Annotated in this window: 18 protein-coding genes; 17 read left to right on the top strand and 1 reads right to left on the bottom strand. The window is 37.3% G+C overall.

Annotated elements, in window-relative coordinates; all coding sequences use genetic code 11:
* Positions 1 to 19 precede the first annotated feature (19 nt).
* The 9 genes from ABES03_RS05150 to ABES03_RS05110 are packed head-to-tail and all read left to right on the top strand — an operon-like array spanning position 20 to position 6738.
* Positions 20 to 2002: a heme lyase CcmF/NrfE family subunit gene (locus ABES03_RS05150; protein WP_430115731.1), complete on the top strand. Its 1983-nt coding sequence runs from the start codon at positions 20 to 22 to the stop codon at positions 2000 to 2002.
* A gap of 1 nt (position 2003) precedes the next feature.
* The gene (locus tag ABES03_RS05145) at positions 2004 to 2510 is read left to right on the top strand and encodes a cytochrome c-type biogenesis protein (protein WP_430115729.1); all 507 of its coding nucleotides are present in this window, start codon (positions 2004 to 2006) and stop codon (positions 2508 to 2510) included.
* A 12-nt stretch (positions 2511 to 2522) separates the two neighbouring features.
* Positions 2523 to 2897, top strand: a complete 375-nt coding sequence (locus ABES03_RS05140) for a hypothetical protein (protein WP_430115727.1) — start codon at positions 2523 to 2525, stop codon at positions 2895 to 2897.
* Complete coding sequence (locus ABES03_RS05135; protein ID WP_430115724.1) at positions 2894 to 3889, top strand: hypothetical protein; 996 nt, start codon at positions 2894 to 2896, stop codon at positions 3887 to 3889. Before ABES03_RS05140 ends, ABES03_RS05135 begins: the two co-directional genes overlap by 4 nt.
* 24 nt (positions 3890 to 3913) lie before the next feature.
* Complete coding sequence (locus tag ABES03_RS05130; protein WP_430115723.1) at positions 3914 to 4618, top strand: ABC transporter ATP-binding protein; 705 nt, start codon at positions 3914 to 3916, stop codon at positions 4616 to 4618.
* A complete protein-coding gene (locus tag ABES03_RS05125) occupies positions 4615 to 5295 on the top strand; it encodes a heme exporter protein CcmB (RefSeq protein WP_430115722.1) in 681 nt (226 codons plus the stop codon). Before ABES03_RS05130 ends, ABES03_RS05125 begins: the two co-directional genes overlap by 4 nt.
* Positions 5296 to 6060 (top strand): cytochrome c biogenesis protein, encoded by a 765-nt coding sequence (locus tag ABES03_RS05120; RefSeq protein WP_430115720.1) that lies wholly within the window; start codon positions 5296 to 5298, stop codon positions 6058 to 6060.
* Positions 6061 to 6072: 12 nt separating this feature from the next.
* Entirely contained in the window at positions 6073 to 6204 is a 132-nt protein-coding gene (locus ABES03_RS05115) for a CcmD family protein (RefSeq protein ID WP_430115718.1), read from the top strand.
* 24 nt (positions 6205 to 6228) lie between these two features.
* Positions 6229 to 6738 (top strand): TlpA family protein disulfide reductase, encoded by a 510-nt coding sequence (locus ABES03_RS05110; protein WP_430115717.1) that lies wholly within the window; start codon positions 6229 to 6231, stop codon positions 6736 to 6738.
* 42 nt (positions 6739 to 6780) lie between these two features.
* Here the strand turns inward: ABES03_RS05110 and ABES03_RS05105 are convergent, their stop codons facing one another.
* Positions 6781 to 7449: an SIMPL domain-containing protein gene (locus ABES03_RS05105; RefSeq protein WP_430115716.1), complete on the bottom strand. Its 669-nt coding sequence runs from the start codon at positions 7447 to 7449 to the stop codon at positions 6781 to 6783.
* 214 nt (positions 7450 to 7663) lie between these two features.
* On the opposite strand from ABES03_RS05105, the gene spoIIIAA reads away from it, so the two are divergent.
* Genes spoIIIAA through ABES03_RS05065 form a run of 8 tightly spaced genes read left to right on the top strand, consistent with a single transcriptional unit; the run spans position 7664 to position 12818 of the window.
* The gene (gene spoIIIAA, locus ABES03_RS05100; protein WP_430115714.1) at positions 7664 to 8587 is read left to right on the top strand and encodes a stage III sporulation protein AA; all 924 of its coding nucleotides are present in this window, start codon (positions 7664 to 7666) and stop codon (positions 8585 to 8587) included.
* The gene (gene spoIIIAB / locus ABES03_RS05095; protein WP_430115712.1) at positions 8588 to 9103 is read left to right on the top strand and encodes a stage III sporulation protein SpoIIIAB; all 516 of its coding nucleotides are present in this window, start codon (positions 8588 to 8590) and stop codon (positions 9101 to 9103) included. It abuts the gene before it with no gap.
* A gap of 11 nt (positions 9104 to 9114) precedes the next feature.
* Complete coding sequence (spoIIIAC, locus tag ABES03_RS05090) at positions 9115 to 9318, top strand: stage III sporulation protein AC (RefSeq protein WP_007084610.1); 204 nt, start codon at positions 9115 to 9117, stop codon at positions 9316 to 9318.
* 16 nt (positions 9319 to 9334) lie between these two features.
* A complete protein-coding gene (spoIIIAD, locus tag ABES03_RS05085) occupies positions 9335 to 9724 on the top strand; it encodes a stage III sporulation protein AD (RefSeq protein WP_309867770.1) in 390 nt (129 codons plus the stop codon).
* 29 nt (positions 9725 to 9753) lie between these two features.
* Complete coding sequence (gene spoIIIAE, locus ABES03_RS05080) at positions 9754 to 10953, top strand: stage III sporulation protein AE (RefSeq protein WP_430115710.1); 1200 nt, start codon at positions 9754 to 9756, stop codon at positions 10951 to 10953.
* 17 nt (positions 10954 to 10970) lie between these two features.
* Positions 10971 to 11600: a stage III sporulation protein AF gene (spoIIIAF, locus tag ABES03_RS05075; RefSeq protein ID WP_430115708.1), complete on the top strand. Its 630-nt coding sequence runs from the start codon at positions 10971 to 10973 to the stop codon at positions 11598 to 11600.
* Positions 11593 to 12243, top strand: coding sequence for a stage III sporulation protein AG (gene spoIIIAG / locus ABES03_RS05070; protein ID WP_430115705.1), 651 nt, complete (start codon positions 11593 to 11595; stop codon positions 12241 to 12243). Before spoIIIAF ends, spoIIIAG begins: the two co-directional genes overlap by 8 nt.
* A gap of 14 nt (positions 12244 to 12257) precedes the next feature.
* The gene (locus ABES03_RS05065) at positions 12258 to 12818 is read left to right on the top strand and encodes a SpoIIIAH-like family protein (protein ID WP_430115703.1); all 561 of its coding nucleotides are present in this window, start codon (positions 12258 to 12260) and stop codon (positions 12816 to 12818) included.
* Positions 12819 to 12986: the final 168 nt, after the last annotated feature.

Below are 12986 nucleotides of genomic sequence, written 5' to 3'. Positions count from 1 at the left end.
GAATTAAGAAGGTGACGAAATGTATTTATTCGCTAACGCAACAATTTATATAGGTTTAGCCATTGCAATCTATACACTACTCATTCTCACATTGGGGATTAGTACAAAGAATCAAAAGTTCGTAAATAGTGGGAAAGGTGGACTAATTGCATTACTTGTTTGTTCATCACTAGCAATGTTGTCCCTGTTCTACCTTTTAGCAACTTCACAGTTTCAGTACGAATATGTTCACGATTATACAAGTAGCGAACTTCCAATTATTTACAAGCTAACGGCCTTATGGGCAGGTAACGCAGGTTCGTTGTTACTTTGGACATTTTTCTTAACACTCTACACAGTAATGATTGTCTTTTCAAGAAAAATGAAAGGGAACCCAATGGTTCCTTATATTTCAGCTATTCTAATGGCCAATGCGGTATTCTTCTTCTTTATCCTTGGATTTGTAGCAAAACCATTCGTCGTATTAAATGAAATTCCAATTGAAGGTAAGGGATTAAATCCTATGCTTCAGAACCCTGGAATGATTATACACCCAGTAACACTTTATCTGGGGTATGTAGGTCTAGCAATTCCATTCGCATTTGCCATGGCAGCACTAATTTTAAAGAATGTGGATGATTTCTGGATTAAAATGACAAGACGTTGGACGATCATTGCCTGGTTATTCTTAAGTCTTGGAAATATTTTTGGTGGCCAATGGGCGTATGTGGAACTTGGATGGGGTGGTTACTGGGCATGGGATCCAGTAGAAAATGCCTCCTTTATGCCATGGTTAACGGCAACTGCCTTCCTTCATTCCGTGATGATTCAAGAACGGAAGAACATGCTGAAAATATGGAATATCAGCTTAATCATTGTTTCCTATGCGCTTACTCTATTTGGAACATTCCTAGTCAGAAGCGGTGTTCTAACATCAGTTCATGCATTTGCCAATTCAAATCTAGGATTATATTTTTTAATCTTCATGGGTATCGCCGTTATTCTAGCCCTTTATGTGTTAATGAGTCGTTACAACCTGTTAAAACGTAGTGCAGGGGAATTTAATTCTTTTGTTTCAAAAGAAAGTAGTTTCCTAGTTAACAATCTATTACTTGTTGGTGCAGCATTTGCCGTTTTCTGGGGAACCATTTTCCCACTAGTATCAGAAGCGGTTCGAGGAACAAAAGTTACAGTCGGTCTTCCATTTTTTAATAAGGTTGAGGCACCGATCCTATTATCCATGATGTTTGTAATGGCAGTTTGCCCAATGCTTGCTTGGCAGCGTTCTACTGTAAAAAACCTTAGGAAAAACTTCCTAATTCCATCCATACTAGCTGTTGTTGGTATGATCTTAATGGTTGTTTTAGGGATTCAAAAGGCCTGGGCTGTCATTGGATATGGGGTTATTATTCTATTGCTAGTTACTCATTACTTAGAGTTTTATAGAGGTGTGAAAGCTAGACGGAAGATGACGAAAGAATCACCTCTGGTTGCTCTTTACCGTTTGATGATACGAAATCGCCGTCGATACGGGGGATATATTGTTCACTTGGGCATTGCATTTATTACGATGGGGATTATCGGTTCGCAAAACTATGACTTAGAGACAATGAAAACAGTAGCATTGGGGCAGTCTATTGAACTAAAAGATTATCGAATTAACTATAATCGTCTAGATCAGAAAAAAGAAGGTATTAATGATATTGTCTATGCAGATGTAACTGTATTTAGAAATGGTAAAAAGCTAGGCACCTACCAACCGGAAAAGGTGTTTTATGGTAACTGGGAACAGCCATCCTCTGAGGTAGCAATAATCTCCTCAGTTAAAGAAGATCTATACATCGTATTGAGTGCCTGGGAGGATGATGGAAAGGCTACCTTTGTTGTAAAAGTTAACCCAATGATGAACTGGTTATGGTTTGGGTCATTCATGATTGTCATAGGCGCACTATTCGCCATTTGGAATGGGAAATATCAAAATGTCACTCCAAGATACACAGGAGTACGAAGAGAGGTGTCTTAATATGAGAAACAAACTTTATATAGGGCTCCTCATCCTTGCGTTTATCTTTCAAGGTTCATTCATCCGAGTGGAAGCGGCAAAACAAATTGACTATAAATCTGCAGAATTTAAAGCAGTTGCCCAGCAATTTGCCTGTACATGCGGCTGTGGACAGGACCATTATGAGTGTGATCCCAATACTTGCAGTCTCACTACTGAGTTTAAAAAAGACTTAGTAGAGATGATGAATAAGGGCTGGGATAAGGATAAAATTCGTGAATATTACGTCAATATTTACGGTGAAGAGATTTTGACGTCGCCGGAAAAAAGTGGATTTAGTTTAACAGCTTGGGTACTACCCTTTGTTGTGTTAGGAGCAGCAGCTATCGCAGTATTTATGATCATTCGTAAATGGGTGAAAAAAAGAGGAACTGAAGAAGCTGTCTCTGAATACGAGGAGACACAGGATGAAGTTGAAGGAGAAATCCTTTCTTCCATGATCGATGAAGAACGCAAAAAGTATCTTTAGGATGTGAACAAAATGCAGGATATCTCAATCATTTCAATGGTTTTTACAGCCGCAATGGCGCTAACTTGTTTGTTTTTGATATTATCACCATTATTTAAATGGGATACGTATTTAAATGCTAATGTAAATACTCAGGATTTAGCGAGTACTAAAGAAGCTCTTTTGACCACACTAAATGAGATAGAATTTGAATACAAAATGGATAAAATATCTCACGCAGATTATAAGGTTCTTAAGAAACAGTATGAAACTGAAGTAGCTAGCATCATGAAGGAAGAAGAACAAATGATTGATAAAAATATTGATGAAGATTTAATGGCAGAAGTGGAAAAAGAAATAGAGGCACAAATGCAAAGCTATAAAAATAAAAAGGGGGAAGGAAAGTGATCAAGAAAATCACAGTCTTCTTCCTTGGACTAATGCTGCTAATCCCGTTCCACGGCTTAGCAGCCACTGATTCAAAGATTTCTGTCGATATGCATTATATTGTAGTAAGTCCGGCTGAAGATGGCTCTACCAATATGATGAATATGGTTAACTATTTTAATAAATCCGGTGAGGAATTTAAAGGAAACGGGGAAGGCGAGGCAGTATTGAGTGTTGCCATCCCTAAAGGGGCAAAAGATCTTAATTTCTTAGATAATAAAATTGCTTTTAAAGAGGTTGATAACGGCTTTATTACAACCACTCCGGTTCCAGCAAATCAAACAATGGTCCTTCCGTATAGCTATAGAATGCCAAAAGGAGAGGAAATCAATATAACGTTAGATTATCCCGTCCAAACGATGCAGATACTTGTGCCAGAGGGCATGGGAAGCATAGAGGTGAAGGGTGTAGAGTCAACTAGTCAAGGACTTTTTCCATTCGATGACAAAAATTACTTTGGATATAGCATTGAAGATTTAAAAGCCAATCAGACTTTTACTCTAGTCTATAACAAAGATGTCCAGCCTCCATCAGATTCGAGGGCTAAAAGTCAAAATGCAAGTGAAAACGCAAACAATAGTTCAGTCACGCACACGGCACCTGCTTTTCATAATCCAGGTCATTTAAGGATGTGGGCTCAGTCCCCCTTACATCGTTTTAATCCGCACGTCTTTCTAATTATTATCGGTGCCATTCTTATTGCAGGTATTTCTTATTATGCTTACTTTAGAAGAAAAGCAAGGTTAGAAGAGGAAAGACTCGGAGCCGATAAAGAAGAAAAAGCATTTAAGCAGCTAATGGCAAAACAAAAGGCCATTCTAGATAAGATTATTGAGTTAGAAGAGACCTTTGGTGATGGAAATCTATCAGAGGAAGATTATCACGCTAAGCTTGCTGCGTATAAGCAGCACCTTATCCAAGTAAAATTAAATTTACGAAGCTATGTTGAGTAACAGCTGGAATGGGAGGGACCGCAATTGATTGAAATAAAGAAGCTATCTAAGCAAGCTGACAATAAGCTGATCTTACGTGGGATAGACCTCTCGATAAAAAAAGGAGAAACGGTTGCTATTCTAGGACCAAATGGTGCAGGTAAAAGCACACTTTTGAAGGTGTTGGCTACCTTAATCAAACCAACATCAGGAATAGTTAAAATCAATGGATTAAATTTAAAAAAAGACCATATTGAAATAAAAAAGGGGTTAGGTTATTTACCCCATTCCAGTCTGCTTTATGATCATTATTCTCCACTTGAAAATCTAGTTTTCTTTGGGAATATATACGGAGTTAAGAATGTTGAAGAGAGAGCAACAAAGCTTGTTAAAGATGTAGGATTATCCTTCTTTTTAAATGAGCCAGTAAAAAACTTCTCCCGCGGCATGATTCAGCGAATTGCAATTGCACGTGCGATCATTCATGAACCAGAGGTTCTTTTACTTGATGAGCCACACACAGGGCTGGATCAAGGGGCAATTACCATTCTTAATAATGTGATCCTTTCAATGAAGGATAGAGGTGCTACCACATTAATGGTTACGCATGATTTTAAACAGGCTGCGGAGATTTGCGATCGGATTATCATTGTGAAAAATGGGAAAATCGTCGATGACTTTAAAATGGAGAGACATAATCTTGGGTACGTTTCCGAAAAATACGAGCTTCAAGTGGAGGGAGTCTCATGAACTTATTTCGTACAGCCCTCTTACTAGCAAAAAAAGATTTGTATTCCGAATTAAAAACAAAGCAAATTCTAGTAACACAAATAATATTTGCGGGACTTGTGATTGTCGTTTTCAGCTTTGCTTTTGATCCTGCTAATAACACAACAAAGGCTGTCATCCCTGGTGTGGTTTGGGTCATTATCGTATTTGCAGGAATTTTAGGCCTTAACCGGTCCTTTATCTCGGAGCAGCGAAATGATACGATTCAAGGATTATTTGTTGCACCGATGGAGGCTGCAAGTATTTATTTAGGAAAGTTCATTGCCAATTTCATCATGATCCTTGTGGTTGAACTAGTTTCGATACCGTTTCTATTTTTATTATTTGATTTTAAATTCTTTGGAAGTATACCATATTTCATTTTAGTAGTTTTCCTAGGAAGCTTCGGGTTTATAGCAATCGGCACATTCTTGGCCGCGCTTTCTGCAAATTCAAAAAGCAGTGAAATGCTCCTGCCGTTACTTTTATTCCCGATTACTACTCCGATATTAATTGGTGTGGTTCAAGCATCTCGAATTATCTTAACGAATATGGAGAAGTTTTCAAGTGCTTTAGCGTGGATCCAATTGGTTACCGCGTATGATGTGATATTCTTTGTGATTTGTATTTTATTAATCGATTATGTTCTGGAGGTTTAAATGATGAGTATGAATCTCGAACGAGAGAAAGCGGTACTTCCTGGGGCTCATTTGGCAGATACTAAAAAACTTAATGTATCCCGTATTTTGTTTGTCGGCACAGTTATCTCCATGTTAGTTTCCCTATATTTTATCTTTATTTTTGCAGCAGAAGAAACAACTATGCATGCAGCGCAAAAAATCTTTTATTTTCATGTAAGTTCAGCGTGGCTAGCCTTTATGGCGTTTTTTGTGACATTCGTGTTCAGTATTTTGTTTTTAATCAAGCGAAAAAGAATTTTTGATACTTATGCCTATGTTTCTGCAGAGATTGGTGTTGTTTTCACCATTATTGTATTGACAACAGGACCTATTTGGGCAAGATCAGCCTGGAACACTTGGTGGGTGTGGGAACCAAGATTAATCACGACCTTGATCCTATTTTTTATCTATATTGCCTACATTATGATTCGACAAATGGATGGAGTGTGGGATAAAAAAGCGCGACTAGCATCTGTATTTGGAATTATAGGGTTCGCAGATGTTCCAATCGTATTCTTTGCTATTCGCTGGTGGCAAACGAAATTTCACCCTATTGTTTTTGGTGAGGGACCTTCCCAAAAAGGTGGTGGAATTGAGGATAGTATGCTTGTGGCATTACTTATCACAATTACTGCCTTCACTATTTTTTATGCCTACCTTCTTCATAAAGGTGTTTCATTTGAAAATATGAAAATTAAAGTAGAACGTTATAAAGAAAAATTAAGAGAACAATTAGAAAACTAGGAGGAATTTAAAGTGAACTATGAATATATGTTGGGTGCCTATTCCGTAGCATGGGTTGTAATTTTTTCGTATATGCTTATTGTGGGTAAAAGACATACGAAGCTGAAGAAGGAAATAGAATTCTTAAAACAACTAGAAAAATAAGCAAGGGGAGCAGGAGGAAATAAGATGAATAAACGAGTCATCAAATTGCTCGTCATGATTCTAATTATCGGGATGTTTGCTTTCTTTGCTTATAGTCTGGTAACAAAAGGAAAACATACCGATGTAGGCGATAAGGCTTATAATTTTGAACTTCCAAACCTAGATGGCAGCAATACCAAGCTAGCTGATTTTAAGGGTGAAGTAGTTATTTTAAATTATTTTGCCAGCTGGTGTGCTCCTTGTAAAGATGAATTTCCAGAGTTAGAAGCTTTCCAAAAAGATTATGGTGATCAATATAATCTTCTTATGATTAATCGTGGAGAGACACAGGATAAAATTAAAAAAGTAACAGAAAACAATAAAGCAGGAATGAATTACCTATTTGATTATAATGCTAAAGTGTCAAAATTATATAATGTAACTGGGCAGCCTGAGACGTTTGTTATTGATAAACAGGGAGTTATAAGAGAGCACTTTAATGGCCCCGTTACAGAAATGCAATTGTATAATTGGGCAAAGAAATATAATAAGTAAAGAGAGGATTGACCCATCATATGATGGTGTCATCCTCTTTTTTTATATTAATCTATAGTGAAACTCTGCTGATATGTTTGCTTTTATTTTTAATTGTCCAGGTTCTAAAGGAGTGGTGCTCATAGCCTTCACCATTGTTTCCGGCTGATAAGAATATGGTTGAATCGGAATACTGCCTTCCACGATTAAACTAGGAGTGGGTATTAAAGTGACGTTAATTGAGTCGGCAATTGTCTTTGCTTTTCCAATAGCATTGTTTACTGCCATAACTAAGGCGCGTTGGTAATAAGGCTCCTTATTGTTTAATGTAAATTGAATGTTTGAGACATAATTGACCCCATTTTGTACAGCGTTGTCTACCACCTTTCCTATCATGGTTAAATCTTCTATTTTTACCTGTAAAATGTGAGTTACTTTATATCCTTTAAAAATTTGTTTCCCTTGTTCATAGTCGTAATCAGATTCTATTCGGTAATCAAATGTTTGTATATGTGATTGGGGAATTCCAAGTTCCACTAAAGATTGAATGACCTTTGTATTTTGAATGGCATTTTGCTGTTGCGCGGGTATTAATTCCTTTCCTTCCGTTATAATTCCTAAATTTACTGAAGCTAAATCTGGCTGAACAGCAATCTCACCTTCTCCAGTCACTTTTATTAAATGTCCCTTTTGATGACCACCATTCCTGTTTTGAAGCTGATAATGATACATATGATTTCCTCCCTAGAGGTGTAATTTCCTATAAATTACTCCACCTTCTTATAAAATGTTCCAGGTTTGGAAGAGTAATTCTTGTAATCCGATGAACTCTTCTCTAGTAAACTCATAAAAAAATAGAAAGAAATGACAGATTTGAAAGTCATAATGTGTCCAAGCAGGCATACATTTTAAATAATGAGAAAGGCAAATCAAGGAGGAACCAGTCATGGAAGGAATCCTAAATTTTTTACCCAAAAATATTGCAAATCTAATTAACCAAATCCCTCCTGAGCAAAAAGAAGAACTTGAAGAAATTCGCATTCGTATAAATCGACCAATTGAAATGACCCTAAAGGGAGCACCAAAATTTTTAACCTACATTATACAACCTGAGGATGCATTTCATCTGATGAATAAAATAAGCCATTTTTCAATTTATATACTTGAGGAAGAGCTTAAACGGGGATATATAACTGTTTCTGGGGGACATCGTATAGGGTTGGCTGGAAAGGTCATTCTTGAGGAGGGAAAAGTAAAGGCGATTAGGGATATCTCCTCTTTTAACATTAGAATTGCAAGAGAAAAGGTAGGTATTGCTGAACCAATTGTACCTTATCTTTTTAAAAACAGTTGGATGCATACCATGATTATAGGACCGCCGCAAACAGGGAAAACGACACTGCTGCGTGATATAGCAAGAATTATATCGTCAGGTGATTGGTCAAAGGGAATAGAGGCTTGCAAGGTTGGAATTGTTGATGAACGTAGTGAGATTGCTGGATGTGTAAATGGAGTTCCGCAATTAACCTTTGGTCACCGGCTTGATGTTCTGGATGCCTGTCCAAAGGCTGAAGGAATGATGATGCTCATTCGTTCAATGAGTCCAGATGTATTAATCGTAGACGAAATTGGCCGAAAAGAAGATGCTGAAGCGATCCAGGAGGCAGTGCATGCCGGTATTAGACTGATTATGACCACACACGGGACGAGCATTGAGGAGATTAGAAAACGTCCCTCGTTAAAGGAGATTATTGATCAGGACATTTTTCAACGATTTATTGTCCTTAGTAGAGCATCGGGCCCAGGTACGATAACCCATATCTTAGATTCTAGTGGTAAAGAATTAACGCAAAAAGTGAGAGTGACATAAATGATTAAGCTATTAGGGGCTATTATCATAATTGTTGCCACTACTTGGACAGGATTCGAGGCTGCAAAGCATTTAAGTGAGCGTCCGAGGCAGCTTCGAGCACTAAGGTCAGCGCTGCAGTCACTTGAAGCAGAGATCATGTATGGACACACACCATTGCATGAAGCATCAAGAAGACTAGCTGAGCAACTTGCTAATCCACTTGCCACCTTTTTTGACTCATTTGCAAAAAAACTTACAGACACAGAAACAACTGTTAAAGAAGCTTGGGAATCAAGTTTAAAAGAGGTTTGGAAGGCGACAGCCTTAAAACAAGGAGAATTTGAAATTATGAAGCAGTTTGGGGAAACCCTAGGTCGTCATGATCGCTTTTCCCAACAAAAACATATTATGCTAACTCTTTCCCATCTTGAAAGAGAAGAAGCGGATGCCATCGACCGGCAAGCAAAATATGAAAAAATGGTAAAGAGCCTAGGATTTTTGTCGGGATTGTTACTAATTATTTTATTATTTTAGGGGGAAAAGTAATGGGTTTAGAAGTGGATATTATTTTTAAAATAGCAGGTGTGGGAATCGTAGTTGCCTTCTTGCATACTGTCCTTGATCAGGTGGGGAAAAAAGAGTATGCACAATGGGTTACCTTATTTGGTTTTATTTATATTTTATTTCAGGTTGCATCTATTGTGGATGACCTGTTCCAGAAAATAAAATCGGTTTTTTTGTTTCAATAGAGAGGGGGGCTTTGCTATTGAAATCATTAAAATAGTCGGTGTAGCTCTCATTGCGACCTTTCTTGCTCTAATCATTAAGGAGCAAAAGCCAAACTTTGCTTTCCTTTTAATTGTGTTTGTCGGCTGTGTCATCTTTCTTTTTTTAGTTGATAAGATCTATGAAATTATTCATATGCTTGAGAAATTAGCAGTGAATGCACGGGTCAATCTCGTTTATGTTGAAACTATCTTGAAAATCATCGGTATTGCTTATATTGCTGAATTTGCAACTCAAATAACGAAGGATGCGGGTCAAGGTGCAATTGCCTCTAAGATTGAATTAGCAGGAAAAGTAATTATCCTTGCGATGGCTATTCCAATATTAACTGTTTTAATTGAAACCATTATTAAATTAATTCCAAGCTAATCACAGTCCTTTAATGAGGTGTTTATAAAATGAAGCAGAGGCTGCAGATTATTCCTATTATCATTCTTGTATTCTTTTTTTCTCTCATTCCAAGTGTCCAAGCTGCTGAAGAGCCGAAAGCTAACACTTCCTCTCTTTCTCCACAGGAGCTGGTTGATGCTCAACTGGAAACCTTAGATTTAGAGGAGTTAAAACAATTTTGGGAGGACATTACTGATAAGTATGGCGGGTTTCTTCCAGAAAGTCAGAAGGGAAGCTTATATGACTTCATAAAAGGAGATAAGAAATTTTCCTTTAAACAATGGGGTCAGGGGATCTTGAAATTCGCTTTTCATGAATTTGTGGCGAATGGGAAATTACTTGGTTCCTTAATTATGTTAACCATATTTAGTATGTTCCTACAATCCATGCAGAACGCGTTTGAGAAAAGTGCGATTAGTAAGGTTGCCTACTCCATTGTTTATATGGTCCTTGTCATCCTTGCGCTGAATAGTTTTCATATTGCTATCAGCTACACAAATGAAGCGATAGGAACCATGACGTCCTTTATCCTGGCACTTGTTCCTCTTTTGCTAGCATTAATTGCTGCTTCTGGAGGACTTGTATCGGCGGCGTTCTTCCATCCTGTGATTTTATTTCTAATGAATATGAGTGGTTTATTCATGCAATATATTATTCTTCCACTCCTATTCTTAGCAACATTGTTAAGTATCGTAAGTACCATGTCCGAGCAATACAAAGTTTCGCAGTTAGCTCAGTTACTGAGAAACTGGAGTATCGGATTAATGGGTCTGTTCTTAACCGTGTTTTTGGGTGTAATCTCGGTTCAAGGTGCATCCGCAGCAGTAACGGATGGAGTAACGATAAGGACGGCAAAATTTGTTACCGGTAACTTTATTCCTGTAATTGGCAGGATGTTTACGGATGCAACAGATACGGTTGTAAGTGCTTCTGTTCTATTAAAAAATACTGTTGGGATTGCAGGAGTAGCTATTTTGCTAATTATCGTTGCTTTCCCAGCGATAAAAATATTAATGATTGCCTTCATTTATAAATTCGCAGCTGCCATTCTTCAACCATTAGGCGGTGGTCCAATCATTAAATGCTTGGATATAATCAGTAAAAGTGTCATTTATGTATTTGCTGCATTAGGGATTGTTTCACTGATGTTCTTTTTAAGTATTACAGTAATTGTCGCGGCTGGAAATCTGACAATGATGATGAGATAGGACAGGGGGGATTAATAATGGAGTTTTTAACAGAGTGGGTAACGAATATTATTTTATTTATCCTGTTAGCAACGGTAATTGATATGCTGCTACCAAATTCCGGTCTGCAAAAGTATACGAAGATGGTTACAGGACTACTCTTAATTGCTATTATTCTCACCCCCATCTTTAAATTAATCTCCAAAGACTTTGAAACAACACTTGCATCAATCCCTTCATATCAAGTACCTGGTGAAAAAAATATGAAAAATTCGATAGATTTAAAGAAAAAAGAAATACAAGCTTCCCAACATGCATATATTTTAGAAGAAATGGCTGTCCAGCTAAAAAAGGACGTTAAGGAGGAGTTGATGGAACAATACGGATTGGAGATTGCAAAAGTTGATATAGCCATAAATGAAGAAAGCGACCAAGCATTCCCTGAAAACCTCCAAAAGGTTATGGTTCTTCTGAGACAACCGGAAAATGGCGTAAAGACAGTCGAAGCGATTAAACAAATCGAAATAAACACAGAAAAACCTCTTCCTTCTAAAGGGTCAACAGAAGAAACAGAAAAAATTGCCTCATTCCTTTCGCAGAAGTGGAATGTAACTGAAGAAACAGTAGAAGTTTCGATCGAAGGGGGGATTAAAAAGAAGAATGGATAACAAACAAGGACCATTTTCATGGCTCAAAAAAATACTTAAATTAGATGAAAAAGCAGAAAAAAAACCAAGTAAATACCAATATATGCTTCTCGTTCTATGTATTGGTGCAGCATTTATGCTTGTGGGGAACATAGTATTCAAAACCGATACAAGTCCTACAGATATTCCAGCATCAACAAATACAAAGGCGGAGGCGGAAGATGTCCCTGCATTTGGCTTGAAAAAGAGCTCAGGAAATAAGGCCATAGCTGAATATGAAGAAAAGTATGAGGATCAACTAAAGAAGGCGCTTCAGGAAATGTTAGGTGTGAATGATGTTACTGTAGTTGTGAATATTGATTCAACAGATAAAAAGGTTTTAGAGAAAAATAGAGTCTCAAAATCGCAAACAACGGATGAAACGGATCGTGAAGGTGGACAACGGAAAGTACAGGAATCCTCAACGGATGAACAACTTGTTATTATTCGTGATGGGGAAAATGAGGGACCGATTGTAGTAGAAACGAAAAAACCTGAAATTCGTGGTGTACTTGTTGTTGCAAAAGGTGCAGACAATATTCAAGTGAAAAAATGGATTGTAGAAGCAGTCACAAGGGCGTTAGGAGTGCCAAGCCACCGTGTCGCCGTTATGCCTAAAAAATAAGAGGGGGATTTTATATGTTATTAAAGAAACAAACAGTTTGGTTATTAACAATGTTAAGCTTAGTGGTTGTCCTTTCAGTGTACTACATTACTTCACCAGAGCAAAAGTCTAATGATCTTGCGGCTGTGCAGCAAAATGCAAAAGATCAAATGGATCAAAAGCAGGCTAAATCAAAAACTGAGGCTAAGGATGGAAAAACAATTGTTTCTACTGTAGCTGGTGATGATGCATTTGAGGAACTTCGCATGAAGCTTGACGACCTAAGAAGCCAAATGCAGGAAGATTTAACTACTCAATTAGCTTCTACTGATCTTCCCGCGGATGAGCGTAGTAAGGTAAAAGATCAAATGGATCGATTAAACCAAACTGCTCAAAAAGAAGAAATTCTTGAAACATTAATCAGAACAATGGGTTATGAAGATGCATTAGTTAGAGCTGATGGAGAGCAAGTAAGAGTAACAGTAAAATCCAAGAAAAAGCCTTCAGCATCTGAAGCAAATAAAATTATTCAACAGGTAAAGAAAGAAATTGGAGAGACTAATTACGTAGCGGTGGAATTCCAGCCATCAAAATAAAAGGGGAACATAACAAAAGGAGAGTCTATGACTTTCCTTTTTTATAGTTTATTTATTATTTATTAGGGAAAACTATTCATTTGAGTATAATCAAATTGTTAAAATTCCCTTTTTCATATAAAAAGTTTAAGATAAAAGATGAAAGGGAATGAGTGAAATGTTTCGAGG

The organism is Neobacillus rhizosphaerae, from assembly GCF_050477885.1.
Lineage (GTDB): Bacteria > Bacillota > Bacilli > Bacillales > Cytobacillaceae > Neobacillus > Neobacillus rhizosphaerae_A.
Note: the sequence above shows the minus strand (reverse complement) of the source record. Positions and strands in the feature narration are given on the sequence as shown.